Here is a 21757-nt window from a genome sequence, read left to right as displayed (position 1 = left end):
GATCACTTGCTCGCTATTCTGTGGGCGGGCGCCCCAACGCGGAGCGCCCGCCCACCGCACATTCTACTTGCCAGCGTGCGACTGCATGGCCTTCTCGATCTGTTCCTTGACGGCTTCGAGGTTGAAGCTCGCGCCCTTCTGCATCGGCGGAAACTCGATCGCCGTCTGGGCGAGCTTGCCGACCTCCTGCTGCACGAACTGGAACCGCCAGAACTCGAAAACAAACCAGTTATAGAATGCCAACGACCCCTGCGCGCCGTTGGGCAAGTTCGTGCGCTCGAACGGATCAAGCCGAATGTTGGTGAGGATCGGCCAATCAACCTTGACCGTGCCGCCTAACCAGCCGCTCGGCTGATCGGTGAAGCGATATTTGAAGTCGTCGATGCGTACCGCGCTCAGTGTGCCCTCGGTGAAATAGAAGACCGAGTGGCGGGCAGACGGGCCCTTTCCGGTAATCAGGTCCATCTGGTTGAACCCGTCGAGGTAGACCTTGTAGGTCTTGCCGGCGAGTTGCTTTCCTTTCCTCAACTCGTCGGCAATATTCGGATTGCCCGCTGCGGCGACGAAGGTCGGGAACCAGTCGAGTCCGGATATAATGCCGTTCTCGACCTTTCCCGCCGGCACCTTGCCCGGCCAGCGGATCATGCAGGGCACGCGGAAACCGCCTTCCATGGCCGTTCCCTTTCCGCCTGCAAATGGCGTCTGTCCGCCATCAGGCCAGGTGAAGTTCTCCGCGCCATTGTCGGTTGTGAACGCGACGATCGTGTTGTCGTCGAAGCCCTCGTCCTTGAGCTTCTTCATGACGGCGCCGACGATGTCGTCGAGCTGGGCGAATCCGCCCTCGGAAACCGACCAGCCGTTGTCAGAATTGCGCATGTTCTCGTACTTCTCGGAGAGGTGCGTGACGACGTGCATGCGCGTCGGGTTGAGCCAGACGAAGAACGGCTTGTTGTCCCGCTTGGCCTTGTCGATGAAGTCGAACGTGATCTTCAGGATTTCGTCATCCACCGTCTCCATCCGCTTTGGATAAAGCGGTCCGGAATCCTCGATCTTTTGCTTGCCGATCTTGCCCCAGCGCGTCTGCACCGTCGGATCGTCGACGTCGGTCGCCCAGGAATGAACCATGTTGCGCGGACCGACGGTGGCCAGTAGCGCTTGCGGATAGTTGCGGTGGGCCGGGTCTTCCATGGCGTCGAGGTGGTACAGATAGCCGAAGAACTCGTCGAAGCCGTGCATGGTCGGCAGGAATTCGTTGAGGTCGCCGAGGTGGTTCTTGCCGAACTGCCCCGTGGCGTACCCCATGGATTTCAATGCGGTCGCGATCGTCGGTGCCTGCGCCGGCATTCCGATCGGGGAGCCGGCCTGACCAACCGTAGTAAGGCCGGTGCGGATGGGCAGCTCGCCGGTAATGAAGTTGGCGCGTCCGGCCGTACAGCTGGCCTCGGCATAGTAGTCGGTGAAGCGCATGCCTTCTGCGGCGAGCTTGTCGAGGTTTGGTGTCCGGCTCGCCATGATCCCCTGGTGATAGGCACCTATATTGAACCAGCCGATGTCGTCACCCATGATAAAAACGATATTCGGCCGCTGGCCGGCCGCTGCGGGGGCTGGAGCCGGCTGCTGCGCTTGTGCCGGCGTTGTCAGCCCGACGGCCGAGAGCGCCGAAGCGGCCACAAGCGAACTGCCGCTCAGCAGCAGATCGCGGCGTTTCATTCCGCCGCCCGATTGCGGCGCAACGTCGTGGGATTCTTCTGGCGGAAGCTTGCTACTCATGACGTGCTCCTCCTGTTTGTTATGCAATTGGCTCTGTTCGCTTGATGCACCGGAAGCGGACGTGGCTTGTGGAGGTGGCGACCGGCCCGGCGCGGCCTCCTTGATCACTTTGATCACTTTGCTCGCTATTCCGTTGGCGGGCGCCCTATGTCGGGCGCCCGCATCACCCACAAGCATCCGAACTACTGGCTCGGGTGCCCCTGACCCTTCTTGAGCTGCTCCATGACCTGATCCAGGTTGTAGCTCGCCGGATCCTGAAGGGGGGGAAACTCCTTGTAGGATTCCAGCTCCTTCAGCCACAGCACCTGCCCGATGGGCAGCAGGTTCCAGTCGTATATGTAAGCGCTGACCGGTCCGGCGAGCGCGCCGCTCATCCAGAAACTCGCCTTTTTCTCATCGCCCCACGACGTCTCGAATGGATCGCGCTTGAGGTTAACCATGCCGGCTGCGAACTGGGTCTGGACGCCCGGCGAGAGGAAGCCCGTCGCGGTTTCGGGCGCGATCGCGAAATACATCTTCCAATTCTTGTAGCGCACAGCCGACGGATGGCTGCTGGAATAGTAGAAGAAGGTGTCGCGCGCCGACTTTTCCGAACGTCCGGAAAGGTACTCGGTCTGATCGACGCCATCGAGCTTGGTCTTGACGATGCCCGGATAGGCACCGGCCATGATCCGCTTGTTCAGCGCATCGCCCTTGGCTCCGCCGGCAATGTTGACAAGCGTGGGCAGCCAGTCGAGCGACGCGAAGATGTCGTTCTTGACGGTCCCGGGCTTGATGACGCCCGGCCAGCGCATGACCGCCGGAGCGCGCATGCCGCCTTCCCAGGTGTTCATCTTCGAGCCCTTGAACGGGGTCGTGCCGCCGTCCGGGTAGGTGAACGTCTCGGCACCGTTGTCGGTGGTGAACACGACGATCGTGTTGTCGAGCTGGCCCATGTCCTGGAGCTTCTTCAGCACGTAGCCAATGTTGTCATCCATCTGCTTCATGCCGGCTTCGTTGACGCCCCAGTCCTTACCGCCCGGTTCGCCGACCATGGCCATGTACTTGTCGTTCAGCACGGTTGTGACATGCATGCGCGCCGGGTTGTACCAGACGAAGAAAGGCTTGCCCGTCGTCTTCGGGTCGTTGCGATCGATGAAGTCGATGACCTTGGCCGAGATTTCCTCGTCGACACCCTTTGATCGCTCGAGCGTCAGCGGGCCCTGGTCGATGCACTGCTGAGTCCTGGATGTACCATCCGACTTGCACGACAGGACGTTGCGCGGGGGCGTCAGGCAAACCGTCGTCTGCGGATCGACCGCGCCCGGTACCTCCGGGATACCGGGAATCGGCGTATTCTTGCATGGCGGGGCAACTGTCTGCTGGGTGGGGGACTTGTTGATGTCGGGGAAGCTCACGCCCTGCATCGCATCGAGGTGATACAGATAACCCCAGAACTCCTGGAAGCCGTGCGCGGTCGGCAGCGCGTCGGTGTGGTCGCCGAGATGGTTCTTGCCGAACTCGCCGGTGTTGTAGCCGAGATCGAGCAGGAACTTGGCGAGCGATGGAGTGCCGGGCCGCAGATAGGACGGGCTGCCGGGCAGTTGCGGAGGAATCATCCCGGTGCGCAGCGGATTCATGCCGGTGAAAAAGGCATTGCGGCCCGCCGTGCAGCTCTGCTCGGCGTAATAGTGCATGAAGATCGCGCCTTCGTTGCCGATGCGATCGATGTTGGGCGTTTCGCCGACCATCAGGCCGCGGTGGTAGATGCTCGGCTGCATCCAGCCGATGTCGTCGCCCATGATGAAGAGGATATTGGGTTTCGGTGCCGGCTGTGCGGTCGCCGGCGTGCTGGCTGCCCCGGACAGCGACATCAATATCGTCGCGCCAAGCAGCGAGGCGCAGGACCTCTTGTGGCAACTGGACGTCTTGAACGGTGGAATTGCGGCAAAGGGTGGCTTGTCATTGAATATGCAATTCAACATGGCCTCGCTCTCCCATTATGATGCGATAGAGACACCTCGCCTGATGCACCGAAATCCAAGGTGGCTCGTGGATGTGTCGATTGGCTCCGCATGCCGCGCAGCCGGCCGGTAGCGTCTGCAGTAATTCGGCGCGCACAAATGCGAGCCGCCTTTGATGACCTTGCGTGGAATCTTGACGTTGGTCGTTCTGGGGTCGTAGCTATCGGCCTCGCGGCCGCCGCGCGGGTTCTCTGGAATGCAGCAGGCTTTTGCTGCGTCAGCCTCATGCCGAGGCGAGTACCAGTCGGACGTCCATTCCCAGACGTTGCCGATCAGATCGTGCAGCCCGTAACCGTTCGGCGGAAATGCGGTGACCGGCGATGTCCGTTCGTATCCGTCGTCCCTGGTGTTCTGGCGCGGAAATTCGCCCTGCCAGGTGTTGGCCATGTGACGGCCCCCGGGCGCAAATTCATCTCCCCATGCGAACTCGGCGCCATCCAGTCCACCACGCGCCGCGAACTCCCATTCCGCTTCGGTTGGCAAATCCTTGCCGGCCCATTTCGCGTAGGCGAGCGCATCGCTGAAGGCCACATGCACGACGGGATGATCGTCCAGCCCACGGATGTCGCTGCCCGGCCCGTAGGGATGCCGCCAGTTTGCGCCTTTGGCGAAGGTCCACCACTGGCTGAAGTCCCGGAGACTGACCGGATGCGCGGGCGGAGAGAACATCAGCGAGCCCGCATAGACCATGTGCGGGAGTATTCCCGGATAGTCCTTTGGATCGGGCGCGATCTCGGCAACGGTGACGTGGCCGGTAGCCTTCGCGAACGCCTTGAATTGCCGGTTGGTCACTGGATGGCAATCCATCCAGAACGCATCCACGGTGACACGGTGGACCGGCGCTTCTTCCGGATAGTGCCGATCCGAACCCATGCGAAACGTGCCACCCGGCACGAACAGCATCCCCTCACCTGTTGGATGCTGGTACGATTGTCCGGAATCAGGCGGCGATTTCGTATCAGCCAGCTTCATGCCGAACTCCGGACCCGTGCGTCATTGGCCTGCGCTGCTACGGACACGGAACGCGAGGCTTCCAGGTTGATCTAAATCAAGGGGTGTCCCGGTCGGGTTATTCGCGATGTTGCCGGGTCCGGCCTGCCATGTCCGCTGCGCCATCGAAACCGAAGCAGCTTCAGGACATTAGGACATTTCACCGGCAGCCATCGGCTACTTTGCATGGGGTTGTTTTTCGAAAATTGATTGTCCGGACACAAAAGCCTCAGTACGCCACGGTTCGAGGCAGCTTCTCGGCTTGGCGACCGCCGCCTCTGGAATACTGGATCGCCCGCACCAGTGCGCAATGCGCACAAGGCGGGCGATGACAGCATACTCGTGGTGATTGCGTGCCCTACTCTGCGGGCCCGCGCCTCACGCCCCGTTCAGGAATTGAAGCGGGTCAACCGGACTCGATCCCTTACGGATCTCGAAGTGGAGCTGCGGCGACGCCACCTCCCCGGATTGACCCGACTTGGCAATGACCTGACCGCGCTTGATGGTATCGCCGCGCTTCACCATCAGCTCACTCGCATGGGCATATGCGGTGACGTAGCCGTTGGAGTGCCGAACCAGGACCAGATTGCCGTAACCTTTGAGCTCGTTGCCGGAATAGGCGACGACGCCGTCTTCTGCCGCCTTGACCGGCGTACCCTCGGGCACCGCGAGATTGATGCCGTCATTGGACTTGCCATTGGTCTTGGCGCCGTAGCTCGTGACCACCTTGCCGCGCACCGGCCAGCGGAAGGTCGGCAGCGCGCTGGTGGTCTCCGCAGCTTTCGCCGGAGCCTCCGCGGCCTTCTCTTCGACATTGGCCGTGGCCTGGGCCAGACGCGCGCTTTGCACGGGTGCGGCGACAGCGGCCATCTTGGTGGCGGGCGCGGGAGCAACTGCAACGGGCTGCAGCGTGCCCGCGACAGGAGCCGCAGCAACCGGCGCCGCGACGGCGGCGGTCTTGGCACCCGGCACGGTCAGCCTGGTGCCGAGCTTGAGCTTGGCCGACGGAGCAAGACCGTTGGCGCGGGCGAGTTCGACAGGCGAGATATGGTTCTTGCGGGCGATGCTGGCGAGCGTGTCGCCGTGGTTGACGAAGTGCGTGCTCGGCGGCGCGGCGACGGCTGCAACCGGCTTCGCAGCAGGCGCCATCGCGGGAGCCGCCGCGACAGGAGCCATCGCCGGTGCGGGCGCAGCCGCTGTGGCCGGATGCGGGATGATCAGTTGCTGACCGGGCGAGAGCGCGCGCGGGCCCTTGTAGCCGTTGGCGGCGAGGATCGCCTGCGGCGTGACGCGATAGCGCTTGGCGAGCACGTCGAGCGTGTCGCTGGTGCCGACGATGATCTTGGTCCCGCCGGCCGGCTGGGCGGCCGCGACCGAGCGCGGCGGCACGGTGGCCGTGGTCTCAAGATGCGGCTGTGCCGGGGGCGCGTAGGAGCTGACGCCGCGACCGCCTCCGGACACCCCGCCACCCGCCGCAACCGGATAGGATTGCGGCGCGGAGACCGCCGGCGGCGGCAAGGGCTGCGACTGATAATAACCGGGCTGCGTCTGCGGCCGCGAATATTGCGGCAGCTCACGCTGCGGCGGCGGCGCCTGCTGCACCGAGCCGGTCTGCTCAGACGCGAAAGGATTGGAGAAATTCGACTGGGACAGCCGCGACTGCATGTCGGCGCTGCACCCTGCGAAGCTGAACGAGATCAGCGCCAAGACCGCAACCTGCGGCACGCGGCGCGAGTAAAGCAACTCGGCGACTACAGACATGGTTACTCACTCGTACGCAACAGAACTGGTCTTTTAAGTAAACACGTCGCGAGTAAATAACGGCTTAACCCTCCCAATAAGATGTTGGCGGCACAGCCGATCCGGAAATCTACAGCTCCCGCGCCACCCCGGGCAGCGCCGGCACGAAGCGGACCTCGACGAGTTCCTTGCGCTCGATCCCGGCTTCGGTCCGGCTGAAGCGGACCAGCGTCTGCACACCATGGTGCGGGCCGATGGGCGCGATCAGGATGCCGCCGACCTCCAACCGCTCGACCAGGTTCTCCGGAAGCTGCTCCATCGCGGCGGTCACGATGATGCGGTCGAACGGGCCGATATTGGCCGGCAGGTTGAGGCCGTCGCCGAGCATCACCTCGACATTGTGACAGTTTAGCTTTTCGAGCCGGGCGCGTGCCGCCTCCGCGAGCTTGCGGTAGCGCTCCACGGTCAGCACCTGGCCCGCGAGCCGAGACAGCACGGCGGCCTGATAGCCCGAGCCGGCGCCGATCTCGAGCACGCGGTGCTTCTTCTGGAGCTGCAGCTGCTCGGTCATGTAGGCGACGACGAAGGGCTGGCTGATGGTCTGCCCGCAGGCGATCGGCAGCGCGCTGTCACGATAGGCGGCGTCGCGATCGGTCTCCTCCACGAACAGATCGCGCGGCACCTCCTCCATGGTCCGCAGCACCGCCTGATCGCTGATGCCCCGGCGCCTCAGCGAGAGCTGAAACATCATCTTTTCCGGCGGGTGCTGATCGGAGGTCATCGCTGCTTATCGTCTCGTCGGGTCCGGGGCCACGTGTCTCGTTAAGACCCGGGGCAGGAATCCTGTTCCTACCCAGGAACCCATGATAGCCGTTCGGGCGCGGTATTGGACCATAAATCGGCTTGCAACGGGTTGGCTGCAAAGACCATTTTCGGGTGTCCGCTCGCCGAAACGCGCATTGCGTCGATTCGCGTTATCTGCGAACGTTTTCCGCAAATGGGCAAGGACTCAACGACTATGACCGCGACCGGACCTTCGGGCCGCTCTGTATTCCTCGTCGAGGACGAGGTGATGATCAGGATGATGGTCGCGGATATGCTCGAAGAGCTCGGCTACAAGGTGGCTGCCGAGGCCGGCGATATCACCGAGGCGCTGCGGCTCGCCCAGGCGACCGAGTTCGACATCGCCATCCTCGACGTCAACGTCAACGGCAAGGTCATCTCTCCGGTCGCCGATGTCATCAGGGCGAAGGGCTGCCCGTTCATCTTCGCCACCGGCTACGGCTCCTCCGGCCTGCCCGAGCAGTACCGCGACCGGCCGGCCCTGCAGAAGCCGTTCCAGCTCGACGCGCTCGGCAAGACCATCGAAGCCGCCCTTCGCGGCGGCTAGCGATTACTTCAGCGTCGCGCTCAGCGCTTCGGAAAACGCCTCATTGGTGCGGTCGAGCCGGAGCGGCGTGACGGAGACGTAGCGCTCGCGCAGCGCCGCCAGATCGGTGCCTTCGGCAGGCGTATCCATCATCGCGGCACGCTCGAAGCCGATCCAGAAATAGGGATTGTTGCGGCCGTCCCTGCGCTCGTCGATCCTGAGGAAGCCGAGATTGCGCTTGCCCTGGCGGGTGACGCGAATGCCGAGCACCTCTTCCGGCGTACAGGCCGGGAAATTGACGTTGATGACGGTGTCCTTCGGGATGCCGGCGGCGATCACCTTGCGCAGGATGTCGGGTCCGAATTTGAGCGCGGTGTCCCAAAGCGGGCGCTCGCGCGTCTCGACGCTGAACTCCTGCGACAGGGCGAAAGACGGCAGCCCCAGGATGGTGCCCTCCAGCGCGCCGGCGATGGTGCCGGAATAGACCACGTCCTCGGCGACGTTGCGGCCCTTGTTGACGCCGGACAGTACGAGGTCCGGTGGCTTGGTGCCGAGGATATGGCGCGCGCCCATGATGACGCAGTCGGTCGGCGTGCCGCGCACCGCGAAGTGCTTTGGTCCGACCTCGCGCAGGCGCAGCGGATCGTTCAGCGAGAGCGAATGCGACACGCCGGACTGGTCGAGCTCGGGCGCCACGACCCACACGTCGTCGGACAATGCGCGTGCGATCTCCTCCACGACCTTGAGGCCGGGGGCGTGAATGCCGTCGTCATTGGTGCAGAGAATGCGCATATTAAAAATCGTTCCTGAAGCGGGTCTGAGCCGTCTTATCCGGCCGGGGCCGATCAGGCAAACCGGCCGACTGGGTCCGGGGGCGGGTTCCCAGCCTGGTCCTGCTACCTGCGGATGCGCCATTGCGGCAGGAAGCGTGCGAGCCTGCCTTCCGCGCGCAGCTTCATCGCCGGCACCACCAGGCTCACGACCGGAGCCTCGATGACCCCGAGCGCCTCCAATTGCGCGAGGATCGGGTCCGGCTCCAGCGTCTGCGGAAAGCGTTCGCGCGCCACCGTCAGCGCCTTGTCGAAATCCGCAGCATTCACGCCGGGCTTGGCCCGCCGGCTGCACACGAGATCGTCATCCCAGAGCCGCGCGATCGCGATGTCGAGCACACCACGCAGACGCTGATCGACGGCCTGGATACCGGCACCTGTCACCGCCCATTGTCTGCCGACCCAGAAGATGTCGCGGTGCAAGGCCATGAACACTGAGTTCGCATTGTCGGGTGGTCGGCAGAATAACCAGCCGACCGATCTTCGCAACCAAACGTTTCTGCGTGACAGCCGGGCAACGCGCCCCGGACTCCCGTTCCGATAGAATCGGAACGGGACTTCAGATTTTTATGTTGTTTGACGCGCTTTCTCGACGCGAACCGGTATCCGCTTCGCTCGAAAACGCCCTACTCACGCGCGACCACCTTCAGCCCGCCCATATAGGGCTGGAGCACGTCGGGGACGGCGATCGAGCCGTCCTCCTGTTGATAAGTCTCCATCACGGCGATCAGCGCGCGGCCGAGCGCGGTGCCGGAGCCGTTCAGCGTGTGCACGAATCGTGGCTTGCCGTCCGGACCGCGCGAGCGGGCGTCCATGCGACGGGCCTGGAAATCACCGCAGACCGAGCAGCTCGAGATCTCGCGGAACGCGCCGCCCTCGCCCTGCCCGGGCATCCAGACCTCGATGTCATAGGTTTTTTGCGACGAAAAGCCCATGTCTCCGGTGCAAAGCGTCATCACACGGTAGTGCAGATCGAGCCGGCGCAGCACTTCCTCGGCACATGCCAGCATCCGCTCATGCTCGTCCTTGCTGGTCTCCGGCGTCGTGATCGACACCAGCTCGACCTTGGTGAACTGGTGCTGGCGGATCATGCCTCGGGTATCACGTCCTGCGGCGCCCGCCTCCGCGCGAAAGCACGGCGTCAGCGCAGTCAAGCGCATCGGCAGCTGCTTCTCATCGAGGATGGATTCACGAACGAGGTTGGTGAGCGCCACCTCCGCTGTCGGAATGATGCCGAGACGCTCGGTCCGCAGCCGCTCCAGATCGGGTGCGGCGAGCAACTCGCCCTTGATCGCCCAGAACTGGTCGTCCTCGAATTTCGGCAATTGTCCCGTGCCGAACATGATCTCGTTGCGGACCAGCAGCGGCGGATTGATCTCGGTATAACCGTGCTCGTCGATGTGCAGATTCAGCATGAACTGCCCGAGCGCGCGTTCGAGCCGCGCCAGCCCCTTCTTCAGTACGACGAAGCGCGCGCCGGAGAGCTTTGCCGCAGTCTCGAAATCCATGTCACCGAGCGCGCCGCCGAGATCATCATGGGGCTTGGGCGCAAACGCGTAGTTGCGACGGTTGCCGAAGACATGGCGTTGCACATTGCCGTGCTCGTCGACGCCGTCGGGCACTTCGCCGAGCGGCAGATTGGGGATCGCCGACAGCGCCGTGGCAAGCTCCTCGTCGGCGGCTTTCGCAACGGCCTCGAGCTGCGGCATCGTTGTCTTGAGCTCGGCGACCTCCGCCATGAGCTTGGCGGCGCGCGCGTCATCCTTCGCCTTCTTGGCGTCGCCGATCTCCTTGGAGGCCGCATTGCGCCGCGCCTGCGCCTGCTCCGAGGCCAGGATCGCCGCCCGCCGCTTCTCGTCGATCGCGAGCAGCGACGCCGACAACGGCTTCAGGCCACGCCTGGCGAGGCCTGCGTCGAAGGCTTGCGGATTGTCGCGGATCGATTTGATGTCGTGCATGGCGGTGGTCCTGGATCAGCGCATAAACCTGCAACGGCGAACGTTGTACGTCAGCGCGTTCCCCCTAGCACAGCTGTCATCGCCCGCGAAAGCGGGCGATCCAGTATTCCAGAGGCGCCCGTGATTCCCCGAGAGGCTGCGGCGTACTGGATTCCCCGCCTTCGCGGGGAATGACACCGGTGGACGTGGCGCCCTACTCTGCCGGATTGGCCGGCGTCGACACGTCGGTGCCGGTGGCGGCCTTCGACGCCGCCGCCTTCTTCTCCACCATCCCGACCGCGATGATCGAGCCCTCGTAGAGCAGGAGCAGGGGAATCGCCAGCGAGCACTGGCTCAGCACGTCGGGCGGCGTCAGAACGGCCGCGATGACGAAGGCGATGACAATGAAATAGCGGCGCTTCTCGCGCAGCATCTTCGAGGTCACGATCCCAATACGCCCGAGCAGCGTCAGGATCACTGGAAGCTGGAACGCGATGCCGAAGGCAAAGATCAGCGACATCATCAGCGACAGATATTCGCCGACCTTGGGCAGCAGCTGGATCTGCGCGGTCTCGTCGCTGCCGGCCTGCTGCATGCCGAGCGAGAAGCGGACCAGCATCGGCAGCACCACGAAATAGACCAGCGCCGCGCCCAGCACGAAGAAGAACGGGGTTGCGACCAGGTACGGCAGGAAGGCCTGCTTCTCGTGCTTGTAGAGCCCGGGCGCGACGAACTTGTAAATCTGCGTCGCGACGATCGGGAACGAGATGAAGCCGGCGCCGAACAACGCGAGCTTGAGCTGGGTGATGAAATATTCCAGCAGCGCCGTGTAGATGAACTTCGAATTCTCGGGACCCGCGACCCACACGAACGGCCAGACCAGCACGTTGTAGATCTGCTTGGCGAAGAAGAAACAGAAGATGAAGGCCACGCCAAAGCCAAGCAGCGCCTTGATCAGCCGCGACCGCAGCTCGATCAGGTGGTCCATCAGAGGGGCTTTGCTGGCCTCGATATCGGCGTCGCTCATGACGCTTTGACGTCCTTGATCGCCTCGGGTGGCGCAGTGTCTTGAATGACCTGGGCCTGCTCGACCTCGCGGGTGATCGCGAGCGGCTCGTTCACGGCCGCATGCGCCTCGGCTTCCACGAAGGTCTCGGGCGTCGGCGCTTCCGGCGTGGTCGGTGTCGCCGGCGTTTCGCTTGAAATCGCCAGCGCTTCGCTTGAAGTCGCCGGCGCTTCGACGGCGGTGGTCGTGGAGGCCTCGGCCGGCTTGTCCAGCGCATCGACGCGAAGCGCGTCGCTAACGTCCTTCTGGAGCGAGGTCATCAGATTGTTGCCGGCAAAGCCGGAAGCGGCTTCCTTGACCTCGTCAAAGCTCTTCTTGAGGTCGGCCATTTCGGCCTCGCGCATCGCTTCCTGGAACTGGCCCTGGAATTCGGCAGCCATCTTGCGGGCCTTGCCTATCCACTGCCCGACCATGCGCAGCACGCCCGGCAGCTCTTTCGGGCCGATGGCAACCAGGGCCACGACCCCGATCAGGACCAGTTCACTCCACCCGATGTCGAACATGAGGTCTTCCGTTCACGCCAGCCGCGACCGGCCCAATCCTTCGCGCTTAGGATCGGCGCCGTCACCCGCGTCTCGCGTACGCTTACTCAGACGGCCTTGCTGCCGACGTCGGACCGGGCCGCGGTTGGCGGCGCGGCGGCGTGCTCGATCGACTTGGCCGGCTCGGGCTTGTCGGCGACCTTGTCGTCGTCCTGCATGCCCTTCTTGAAGGCCTTGATGCCCTGGGCCACGTCGCCCATCAGATCCGAAATCTTGCCGCGGCCGAACAGCAGCAGGACGACTGCGATCACCAGGATCCAGTGCCAAATGCTAAGCGAACCCATCCTGCAACCCTCCAAACACACCTGGCCGGGGACCCGGCCGATCTTCCCGGAAACCTAGGCTTGGCAGGCCTCAAAAACAAGGACCAAGGCAGCGCCAATTCGCTGTTGGCGCTACGTAATCTTGCCAGTGTTAACTGGTCGCAGGGAGCCTCTAAACGGCCGGGACGTCAGTCCTCGCTGCCACCCTCGCCGCCCTCATTGCCGCCTTCCGGCGTCTCGGGCTCGACCGCAGGCGCCAGCGCCAGATCCAGGTCCTCGCCCGGTTCCAACGGATCCTCGTCCTCGCGCAGCTGCGGGTCATCCGACGGGGTCGGCACGCTGAATCCGGTCGGCAGGCGCGAATCCAGCAGGCCCGTGCCCTTCAGTTCCTCCAGGCCCGGCAGATCGCCAAGCTGTTCCAGGGTGAACTGCGACAGGAAGTCCTCGGTGGTTCCGAAGGTCAAGGGGCGGCCGGGCGTCTTGCGACGACCGCGCGGCTTGATCCAGCCGGTCTCCAGCAGCACGTCGAGCGTACCCTTCGAGGTGACAACGCCGCGTATCTCTTCGATCTCGGCGCGCGTCACCGGCTGGTGATAGGCGATGATCGCCAGCACCTCGATCGCGGCGCGCGACAGGCGGCGGGTCTCGGTGCTCTCCCGCGTCATCAGCCAGGCGAGATCGCCGGCGGTGCGGAAGGTCCATTTGTTGGCGACGCGCACGAGATTGACGCCGCGCAAGGCATAGTCGGCCTGGAGCTGTTCGAGCGCAGCCTTGACGTCGACGCCATCAGGCATGCGCTTGGCCAGCGTCGCGGTGTCCAGCGGTTCGTTCGAAGCAAACAGCAGCGCTTCCAGCAGCCGCAGCTCTTCAGGACGTGCCTGGGACTCGTTCTCCATCGGCTCGGCCTCTTCTACCCGCACTTCAGCCAGGCTTGCCATGGTAGCTTCTCCTTCTTGCACTTAACCGACCGGCGCATCAGGCGCAGGAGCTGCGTCCACGACCGGTTTCGGGCGCCCCTTCCGGAAATAGATGGGCGCGAACGCCTCTTTCTGGTTCAGCTCGAGCTGACCTTCACGCACCAGTTCGAGCGCAGCCGCAAAGCTCGAGGCGAGCACCGTCGCGCGCTGCGTCGGATCGGCAACGTGCCGGAGCAGAAAGTCGTCGAGAACGCCCCAGTCGTCCTGTTCGCTGATGCTGCCGACAAGCCGCTCCAGAGTGGCGCGCGCCTCGGCGAGCGACCACACCGTGCGCTTGGCCAGATGCACGCTCGCCAGCACGCGCGACTGGCGCTGCGCGGCATAAGCGGTGAGCAGGTCATACAGCGTCGCAGTGTATTTCGGATGCTTGATCTCGGCGATCTGCTCGGGCTCGCCGCGCGGGAAGATGTCGCGCAGCAATTGCTGCCTGTTCATCAGCCGGTTGGCGGCTTCGCGAATGGCTTCCAGCCGGCGCAAGCGGTTGGCAAGCGCGGTCGCCATCTCTTCGGCGCTCGGGCCTTCCGCACTCGGCGGCTCCGGCAGCAGCAGGCGCGACTTCAGGAAGGCAAGCCAGGCAGCCATCACGAGATAATCGGCAGCAAGCTCCAGCCGGATCTTTCGCGCGGCTTCGATGAAGTGGAGGTACTGGTCGGCCAGCGCCAGGATCGAGATCTTGGCGAGATCGACCTTCTGCTGCCGCGCCAGCGCGAGCAACAGGTCGAGCGGGCCCTCATAGCCCTCGACGTCCACAACCAACGCCGGCTCACCCTCGGCGAGCTCTGCAGGCCGCCCGGTTTCAAACGATAGGATTTCTGCGGTCATGCGGATGCCGTGTTTGCCCGTGCGATCAATGCGTCCAGTTCGGCGCGTGCGGCCACCCGCTCGAACGGCTGCGGTGCCTTGCGCGACGCAAGTGCGGCCTTCGCGCGCGCCAGCGCCGTGCCGGACAGCTCAGGTGTCTGGCCGGCGACCTCGCGCATCTCCTCGATGTTGCCGTTGCAATGCAGGGCCATGTCGCAGCCGGCCGCGAAGATGGCGCGGGTCCGTTCGGCGATATTCCCCGACAGCGCGTTCATCGACACGTCATCACTCATTAACAAACCCTGGAACCCGATCACGCCGCGAATCACCTGAGTGATCATTGTCGCAGAAGTCGTCGCCGGATGGGCGGGGTCGACCGCGCTAAACACAACATGTGCAGTCATGGCCATCGGCAGGTCGGCCAGCGGCTTGAATGCCGCAAAGTCGGTCCGGTCGAGTTCGTCCCTCGGAGCATCGACCGTCGGCAGTTTGAAATGGGTGTCGGCGGTGGCGCGTCCATGTCCGGGAATGTGCTTCAGAACCGGCAGCACGCCGCCCTGCTCCAGGCCCTCGGTGACCGCGCGCGCGATCGCGGCGACCTTGCCCGGCTCGGTGCCGTAAGCCCTGTTCCCAATGACGGCATCGGCACCCGGCACCGGCACGTCAGCCAGCGGCAGGCAATCCACGGTAATGCCGAGATCGGCGAGATCAGACGCAATCAGCCGGGCGCTGAGGCGCGCAGCCGTCAGTCCAAGTACCGAATCAGTGTCGTACAAAGTCGAGAAAATCGCGCCCGGCGGATAGACTGGCCAGTGCGGCGGGCCCAGCCGCTGCACCCGGCCACCCTCCTGGTCGATCAGGACAGGCGCGTCAGCTGCGCCCGCAGCCGCCCGCAATTCCTCAACCAGCGCAGCAACTTGAGCCGGCGCCTCGACATTGCGCTTGAAGAGGATGAAGCCCCATGGGCGTTCGGCACGGATAAACTCCCGCTCCGCGGCGGTTAGTTCCGTTCCGGATACACCGGTAATGAAGGCCCGCGTGCTCATAACGGCCGATTAACCCTGCCCCGCGAGGGGGTCAAGGAAACGGCCGTTAATTCCTCTGGACGAAGCAGGCGGACAGGCCAGCGGACTTCAGGCTGTTGCAAGCCTGCGTCGCTTCCTCGGCCGAACCGTAGGGTCCGGCGAAAGCGCGATAGACGACCCCCTTGCCCTTGTCGGTCAGATCAACCCGCTTGATCACCGGCGAGCGCGATCCAAGCACGCTGCCATATTTGCTCTGAAGCACCCGGTAGGACGCGGCCGCGCTGTCCTCGCTCTGCTGCGAGGAGACCTGCACGACGTAGCCGCCGCCACCATTGCTGGCGGGCGTGATTTGCGTCGGGTTGGTCGCAGCCATCCGCTGCGGCACCTCCGCAACCGGCGTCGATTGCGGCGCAAGCGAGAGCGGCTGGTTGGCACTGGCATTGGCCGAAGTCGGCGGATTGCGCGGCGCAGGCGGTGCGGCGGGCGCGGCAACGGGCTTCGGCGCGGCTGCCGCCGGCTTGGCGGCCACGGATTGCGGCGCGGTGCTATCGGTCTGATCGCCTCTCACGGCCACAGTCCTGATCGAGCGCGGCGTATTGGCCGGCAGCGTGCCGTTGCTCGGGATCGGACCCGCGCTTGGCGGCGGGATCGTGGACGGCGCGACGCTCGCCACCGACGGCGGGTTCGCGTTCTGGTTCAGCGGCGGGAACACCACGCGCGGACCGCCCGCCTTGGCCGCGACGTCGACAGGCGCCTCTTCGCGCGGCACGATCTTCTCGGAGCCATCGCCGCTCGCCATGCGATCCGGCACCTTCGCCGAGGAGTCGGTCGGCGCCGGCACGATCTTGGTCGGCGTGTTGTCCGCCTTGATGATCGGCGGCTCGCCGCTGCGAGGCGAACCGACATAGGTCTTGTAGGCGAAGGCCGCGCCAGTGCCGACCACGGCAAGCGCGAGGATCGCCGCGACCGTCATCATGCCGCCGCGCGGCTTCTTCGGCTCGTCGAGATCGGCCTCGGGATAGTCGCTCTGGAACGCGTAAGGATCGTCCGGATAGGCGGGATCGCGCTGATAATCCTGCTCGCCACCCTCCAGCCGTCCATAGAGCGCGTCGTCGTAGCGCGCCGGATCGGGCGGCTGATGCGGCTCCTGATAGGCTTGCTCCTGGTAAGCCTGATCATGCTGCTGGTGAGCGCGGCCCTGATGGGCCTGATCCTGATAGGCCTGCGCTTGATGGGCCTGATCCTGGTAAGCGTGGTCCTGGTAGGCCTGCGGCTGATGGAAATCAGGCTCGGGCGCGGTCGGCTGGGCTGAATAGCGGTGCAATGGATGAACCGGGTTCACAGAAACGGGATAGTCGGGCTGCTCGGGCGCGGGCTGCGGCTGCACGTTGGCGCGCCGCATCCATGAGGGCGGCCCGGGCTGAGCCGGCGGCGCCTGCTCGGCATAATCCTGCCGATAGTCGTCCTGCGGATAGTCGTGGTCCTGATAGCTCTGCGTTGGCGGTGCCGACGGCTGCGCGCTCGGCCGTCCCTGCGCTGCGAATGGATCGGTCTGTCCGATCAGGCGGGCGAGTTCGGCCAAGGGATCGTTGTCCGCCTTCCCATGCTGATCGCCACCGCGACCATAGCCATCGGAAGGAAACGTTCTGTCCTGATATCGTTCGGCCATCGTGATGATGCGTCCCTTCGGGAAAGCCGCGCGCCCCTCGACCAAGGCGCGGCTTTCGACCCACAAGGCATTCAACCAAGTCTAAGCGGTCCGGCTTCTGCCGGTTACCCCCAAAATTCCCCTTAAGTAGTTCGCCCCAAACTACCGCATCTCGTCCGGAGCATGGACGCCGAGGATGGCGAGGCCCGATGCCAGGACAGAGACGACGCCCTGGACCATGGCCAGTCGCGCCTTTGTAAGATCTGCATCATTATTGATAATGAAGCGTAAATAGGGCAAATCGCGCCCCTTCGTCCAAAGTGCGTGAAATTCGCTCGCTAAGTCATAGAGATAGAAGGCAATTCGGTGCGGCTCATGGGCCGCGGCGGCAGCCTCCAGCATGCGCGGAAAAATTGCGAGGCGCTTGAGCAGCTCGAGCTCGACCGGGTCCGACAGTCGTTCCACCGCCGACTCGCCGAGCCACGCGATGCGCTTGCCGGTATCCTCAGGCAGTTCCGGAAACACCTCGGCCCGGGCGTTGCGGAAGATCGAGTGGCCGCGGGCGTGGCCGTACTGGACGTAGAATACCGGGTTGTCGCGCGACTGCTCCATGACCTTGGCGAGGTCGAAGTCGAGCACCGCGTCATTCTTGCGGTAGAGCATCATGAAGCGGACGGCGTCCTGACCGACCTCATCCACCACCTCACGCAAGGTGACGAAGTCCCCGCTCCGCTTCGACATTTTCACCGGCTCGCCGTTGCGCAGCAACTTCACGAGCTGGACGATCTTGACGTCGAGCGCGCCCTTGCCTGATGTCGTCGCCTTCACCGCCGCCTGCATGCGCTTGATGTAGCCGCCATGGTCGGCGCCCCAGACGTCGATCATCTCGGCGAAGCCGCGATCGAACTTGTTCTTGTGGTAGGCGATATCGGAGGCGAAGTAGGTGTAGGAATTGTCCGACTTGATCAGCGGACGATCGACGTCGTCGCCGTAAGCGGTCGCCTTGAACAGGAGCTGCTCGCGGTCTTCCCAGTCCTCGACCGGCGCGCCCTTCGGCGGCGGCAGGCGGCCTTCATAGATGTCACCCTTGGCCTTCAGGAAGTCGATGGTCTCGGCGACCTTGTTGTTGCCGGTCTCGATCAGCGAGCGTTCGGAGAAAAACACGTCGTGGCGGATGTTGAGGGCGGCGAGATCGTCCTTGATCTCGTCCATCATCATCGCGATCGCCTTGGCGCGTACCGTCGGCAGCCACTCGGCCTCGCTCATCGCAAGGAGCTTGTCGCCGTGCTCTTTCGCCAGCGCCGCGCCCACGGGCTTCAGGTAGTCGCCGGGATACAGCCCTTCCGGGATCGCGCCGATGTTCTCGCCGAGTGCCTCGCGGTACCGCAGGAAGGCGGAACGCGCGAGCACGTCGACCTGGGCGCCAGCATCGTTGATGTAGTATTCGCGGGTGACGTCGTGGCCACCGAACTGGAGCAGGCTCGCGAGCGCGTCGCCAAACACGGCGCCGCGGCAATGGCCAACATGCATCGGTCCGGTCGGGTTCGCCGAGACGTATTCGACATTGACCTTGGTGCCGCCGCGGACGCGGCCGTAGTCAGCCCCCTCGCGCAGCACCGTCCGCAGCGCCTCGGCCCAGGCGGCCGGCTTCAGCGTCAAATTGATGAAGCCGGGGCCGGCGACGTCGACCTTGGCAATCAGCGCGTCGGTACGGAGCCGCTCGGCGATCTGCTCGGCGAGGTCGCGGGGCTTTGCCTTTGCCTCTTTCGCCAGCACCATGGCGGCGTTGGTCGCCATGTCGCCATGGGAGGCGTCGCGCGGCGGCTCGACCACCACGCGCGAGAAATCGATACCCTCGGGCCAGTTGGCGTCCGCCGCGAGAGCGCGGCAGGCGGCGTGCACGCGTGCGAGCACGTCGGCGAACAGGTGCAGTGCTGAGGGTGTGTCGGGCATGGCCGCCGCCTAACGCAAATCCGGGGTCGAGTCAAAGAGCCGCTGGTGCTCGGTCAGGGCGAAACGGTCGGTCATTCCGGCAATGAAATTGCCGATCCGGCGGGCCCGGTCGCCCTCATTGTCCGCCTCCGCCCCCAGCAGCCATTCCGGTGGCAGCTCTCCGGGCGATGTCAGGTATTTTGCGAACAGGTCGAACAGGATCTGTTCCGCCTCCCCCATCACCCGCATCACCCGCTTGTGGCGGTACATGTGCTGATAGAGAAAGCGCTTGATGGCGGCCTCCTCCTCGGCAACCGCCGCCGGGAACGTGACCAGCGCCCGGCTCTGCCGGCGCACGTCCTGGGCCGATTGCGGCTTCACGGCGGCGAGGTTCTTCTGCGCCTCCGAATACACCGCACCGATCAGGTGCGAGATCAGCTCGCGCACCAGCTCGGCGCCGCGCCTGACGTCTTCGAGAGCGGGATAATGCGCCGAGGTCTCGGCAATGATCTCCGCGGTCAGCGGCATCACCTTGAGATCATCGAGATGGAACAGGCCGGCGCGCAGACCGTCATCGATGTCGTGGGCATCATAGGCGATGTCGTCGGCGATCGCGGCAACCTGCGCCTCCAGCGAGGCGAAGCTCCACAATTCGAGATCGTAGGTCTTGATGTAGTCGGCGATGCCGACCGGAATGCCATGCTCGCGATAGGGCCCGACCGGCGCGCCGCTGCGATCCGTCAGCGGGCCGTTGTGCTTGACGATGCCCTCCAGCGACTCCCAGGTCAGGTTGAGACCGTCGAACTCCGGATAGCGGTGCTCGAGCGACGCAACGACCCGCAAGGTCTGGGCGTTGTGGTCGAAGCCGCCGAAATCCTTCAGGCAGGCATCCAGCGCCCGCTCGCCGGCGTGGCCGAACGGCGGATGGCCGAGATCATGAGCCAGCGCCAACGTTTCCGTGAGGTCCTCGTCCAGTCCGAGCTGCCGGGCCAGGGCGCGAGCGATCTGCGCCACCTCCAGCGAATGGGTCAGCCGGGTGCGGTAGTGGTCGCCCTCGTGGAACACGAAGACCTGGGTCTTGTACTTCAGGCGGCGGAACGCGGTGGAATGGATCACCCGGTCGCAATCCCGCCGGAACGGGCTGCGGGTCCGGCTCGGCGGCTCCACGACCAGCCGGCCGCGGCTGCGGTCGGGGTCGCAGGCATAGGGCGCACGGGGGGCTGCCATTCCGACGGACACGACGAATCTAGTCCCTATCCATTTGATTCTGCGTATGCTTGCACTTAACTATGCCGGACGCGGGATACCAAATGAATTGGGCAAGTGAACTTGGTATGACCGCGGGACTATCGGAGATGAACTATGACGACTGACGTGACCATCAGTGACCGCGCCGCACGCCGGATTGGGGAGATCCTCAAGGGCGAAGGTTCTGGCGCGATGCTGCGCATCTCCGTCGAGGGCGGCGGCTGCTCGGGCTTCCAGTACAAGTTCGACATCGACCGCGACCGCACCGACGACGATCTTGTGATCGAGCAGGAGAATGCGGTCGTGCTGGTCGATTCCGCCTCCCAGCCGTTCCTGGCGGGCTCGCAGGTCGATTTTGTCGACGATCTGATCGGCGCCTCGTTCCGCGTCAACAATCCCAATGCGACGGCGTCCTGCGGCTGCGGGACCAGCTTCTCGATCTAGCCCGACTTAAAATCTGAAAAACAACCCCATGCAAAGTAGCCGGGAGCCGGCGCGATGCATTTCGGACTTTACGAAAACTGTTTGACGCGTCGGGCAAATCAGGGGTAAGTTGCGATCATCGCGAGGTCCCCAAGGGGGCTCGGCGGGTCCGATACAGTCTGACGCCGAAGCGGCCCCTGTCCAATCATTCTAGAAAGCTTAAATCTCGTCAGCGGCGCCAATAGCGGTATTAAATTATCCAATGCGCATTTTCGATCGTCTGTTCTGTTGCCTCGCTCTATTCCTTGCAATCGCAGCCGTCCCGGTGCTTCCCGCGCGCGCGGCCGAAACCTGCCCGTTCATCAGCGCCCAGGAGCTCGCCCGCGCGATGCCGGCGCTCAAATGGTCACTGATTTCAAATCAGGACGGCCGCGGCTGCATCTACCAGGGCGGGCGCGGCGACACGATGATGTTGACCGTGTTCCGCAATCCCGACAACGACCGCGCCAGGGAATTGTACGCGACCTTCGTCAAGACGCTTGGTGAGCGCATGCCGCTGAACGCGGTCGCGGGGACCGGCGACGAAGGCCAGGGCGGAACGAGCGCCGCCGGCGCGGAACGCCAGGAAGCCTCGGTCGTCGCCTTGTCCGGCGATTACATTCTGCAGATCAGCGTCTATCCGATCGGCCGGCGTGCCGACGACGCGCTGCTCGGACCGCTCACAGATGCCGCGCGCGTTGCCATCGCCAACGTGAGCAAGAGCAGCGAGCGGTTTGGCAATTGCGAGTGGCTCACGGCCGCCGATGCCGACGGCTTTCTCGACAAGAGCACGCTGACGGTCCAGCGGACCGGCGCCGGCAGCTGCATGATGTTCGATCGCGAGGCCAATACCATGACCGTCGCGGTGATCGCGATGTCGCGCGACACGGTCATCGGCATGATGAAGCGCGCGGGCCCCTGCAAACATTTGACGATACCCGAGCTCGGCAGTGAAGCGTTCGGCGAGCATTCCTGCACCAAGGGCAACGGCAACGCCGTTAACATCTATGTCTGGAAGAACGGCAGGCAGGCTTCGATCCTGTTCGCGCCGGTCAAGCCGCATCCCGAGTCCGGCTCGGTCGAGCGCCTGAGGGCGGTCGCCGGGCGCGTCTATGGAAAACTGTAACGGCGCCGCGTTACATTGCCGGCGCACG

20 protein-coding genes are annotated in these 21757 nt (G+C 64.3%); 3 read left to right on the top strand and 17 right to left on the bottom strand.

The genetic code is table 11. The features are described from left to right. Positions 1 to 63: 63 nt before the first annotated feature. From ABIB99_RS08320 to ABIB99_RS08300, 5 genes are all read right to left on the bottom strand, one after another. Complete coding sequence (locus ABIB99_RS08320) at positions 64 to 1710, bottom strand: arylsulfatase (protein WP_354175726.1); 1647 nt, start codon at positions 1708 to 1710, stop codon at positions 64 to 66. Positions 1711 to 1952: 242 nt separating this feature from the next. Beyond that, on the bottom strand, positions 1953 to 3623 hold the full coding sequence (locus ABIB99_RS08315) for an arylsulfatase (RefSeq protein WP_354175724.1): 1671 nt from the start codon (positions 3621 to 3623) through the stop codon (positions 1953 to 1955). Between the two features lie 126 nt (positions 3624 to 3749). Next, positions 3750 to 4676, bottom strand: a complete 927-nt coding sequence (locus ABIB99_RS08310; RefSeq protein WP_354175435.1) for a formylglycine-generating enzyme family protein — start codon at positions 4674 to 4676, stop codon at positions 3750 to 3752. A gap of 465 nt (positions 4677 to 5141) precedes the next feature. Beyond that, the gene (locus tag ABIB99_RS08305; RefSeq protein WP_135213743.1) at positions 5142 to 6524 is read right to left on the bottom strand and encodes a LysM peptidoglycan-binding domain-containing M23 family metallopeptidase; all 1383 of its coding nucleotides are present in this window, start codon (positions 6522 to 6524) and stop codon (positions 5142 to 5144) included. Positions 6525 to 6633: 109 nt separating this feature from the next. Then, positions 6634 to 7284 (bottom strand): protein-L-isoaspartate(D-aspartate) O-methyltransferase, encoded by a 651-nt coding sequence (locus tag ABIB99_RS08300; RefSeq protein WP_028152470.1) that lies wholly within the window; start codon positions 7282 to 7284, stop codon positions 6634 to 6636. Positions 7285 to 7521: 237 nt separating this feature from the next. Between ABIB99_RS08300 and ABIB99_RS08295 the strand changes: the two genes are divergently transcribed. After that, the gene (locus ABIB99_RS08295; RefSeq protein WP_028152469.1) at positions 7522 to 7893 is read left to right on the top strand and encodes a response regulator; all 372 of its coding nucleotides are present in this window, start codon (positions 7522 to 7524) and stop codon (positions 7891 to 7893) included. Positions 7894 to 7896: 3 nt separating this feature from the next. On the opposite strand, the gene surE is transcribed toward ABIB99_RS08295, so the two are convergent. The 12 genes from surE to ABIB99_RS08235 all read right to left on the bottom strand — a co-directional run bounded on the left by surE (position 7897) and on the right by ABIB99_RS08235 (position 20132). Beyond that, positions 7897 to 8664, bottom strand: coding sequence for a 5'/3'-nucleotidase SurE (surE, locus tag ABIB99_RS08290; protein WP_063983116.1), 768 nt, complete (start codon positions 8662 to 8664; stop codon positions 7897 to 7899). Between the two features lie 104 nt (positions 8665 to 8768). After that, positions 8769 to 9131, bottom strand: coding sequence for a hypothetical protein (locus ABIB99_RS08285; protein ID WP_063983115.1), 363 nt, complete (start codon positions 9129 to 9131; stop codon positions 8769 to 8771). A gap of 197 nt (positions 9132 to 9328) precedes the next feature. Next, complete coding sequence (gene serS / locus ABIB99_RS08280) at positions 9329 to 10660, bottom strand: serine--tRNA ligase (RefSeq protein WP_063983114.1); 1332 nt, start codon at positions 10658 to 10660, stop codon at positions 9329 to 9331. Between the two features lie 193 nt (positions 10661 to 10853). After that, complete coding sequence (tatC, locus tag ABIB99_RS08275; RefSeq protein ID WP_063983113.1) at positions 10854 to 11666, bottom strand: twin-arginine translocase subunit TatC; 813 nt, start codon at positions 11664 to 11666, stop codon at positions 10854 to 10856. Continuing rightward, positions 11663 to 12208, bottom strand: coding sequence for a Sec-independent protein translocase protein TatB (tatB, locus tag ABIB99_RS08270; RefSeq protein ID WP_354175432.1), 546 nt, complete (start codon positions 12206 to 12208; stop codon positions 11663 to 11665). The genes tatC and tatB overlap by 4 nt, the downstream gene beginning before the upstream one ends. An 86-nt stretch (positions 12209 to 12294) precedes the next feature. Continuing rightward, positions 12295 to 12531: a twin-arginine translocase TatA/TatE family subunit gene (locus ABIB99_RS08265; protein ID WP_028156107.1), complete on the bottom strand. Its 237-nt coding sequence runs from the start codon at positions 12529 to 12531 to the stop codon at positions 12295 to 12297. Positions 12532 to 12698: 167 nt separating this feature from the next. Further along, the gene (scpB, locus tag ABIB99_RS08260; protein WP_063983111.1) at positions 12699 to 13448 is read right to left on the bottom strand and encodes an SMC-Scp complex subunit ScpB; all 750 of its coding nucleotides are present in this window, start codon (positions 13446 to 13448) and stop codon (positions 12699 to 12701) included. Between the two features lie 21 nt (positions 13449 to 13469). Continuing rightward, positions 13470 to 14309, bottom strand: coding sequence for a segregation and condensation protein A (locus ABIB99_RS08255; protein ID WP_063983110.1), 840 nt, complete (start codon positions 14307 to 14309; stop codon positions 13470 to 13472). Continuing rightward, the gene (nagZ, locus tag ABIB99_RS08250; RefSeq protein ID WP_354175430.1) at positions 14306 to 15334 is read right to left on the bottom strand and encodes a beta-N-acetylhexosaminidase; all 1029 of its coding nucleotides are present in this window, start codon (positions 15332 to 15334) and stop codon (positions 14306 to 14308) included. The genes ABIB99_RS08255 and nagZ overlap by 4 nt, the downstream gene beginning before the upstream one ends. 46 nt (positions 15335 to 15380) lie before the next feature. After that, on the bottom strand, positions 15381 to 16982 hold the full coding sequence (locus tag ABIB99_RS08245) for an SPOR domain-containing protein (RefSeq protein ID WP_354175722.1): 1602 nt from the start codon (positions 16980 to 16982) through the stop codon (positions 15381 to 15383). Positions 16983 to 17123: 141 nt separating this feature from the next. After that, positions 17124 to 18914: an arginine--tRNA ligase gene (argS, locus tag ABIB99_RS08240; protein WP_354175428.1), complete on the bottom strand. Its 1791-nt coding sequence runs from the start codon at positions 18912 to 18914 to the stop codon at positions 17124 to 17126. Between the two features lie 9 nt (positions 18915 to 18923). After that, a complete protein-coding gene (locus tag ABIB99_RS08235) occupies positions 18924 to 20132 on the bottom strand; it encodes a deoxyguanosinetriphosphate triphosphohydrolase (RefSeq protein WP_155795184.1) in 1209 nt (402 codons plus the stop codon). Between the two features lie 123 nt (positions 20133 to 20255). Here ABIB99_RS08235 and erpA point away from each other — a divergent pair, with 123 nt between their 5' ends. Continuing rightward, complete coding sequence (erpA, locus tag ABIB99_RS08230; RefSeq protein ID WP_014495044.1) at positions 20256 to 20585, top strand: iron-sulfur cluster insertion protein ErpA; 330 nt, start codon at positions 20256 to 20258, stop codon at positions 20583 to 20585. A gap of 241 nt (positions 20586 to 20826) precedes the next feature. Then, positions 20827 to 21729, top strand: coding sequence for a hypothetical protein (locus tag ABIB99_RS08225; protein ID WP_354112891.1), 903 nt, complete (start codon positions 20827 to 20829; stop codon positions 21727 to 21729). Positions 21730 to 21757: the final 28 nt, after the last annotated feature.

Source organism: Bradyrhizobium sp. LA6.1 (assembly GCF_040547805.1).
Lineage (GTDB): Bacteria > Pseudomonadota > Alphaproteobacteria > Rhizobiales > Xanthobacteraceae > Bradyrhizobium > Bradyrhizobium barranii.
This window is presented reverse-complemented; position numbering and strand designations above follow the sequence as displayed.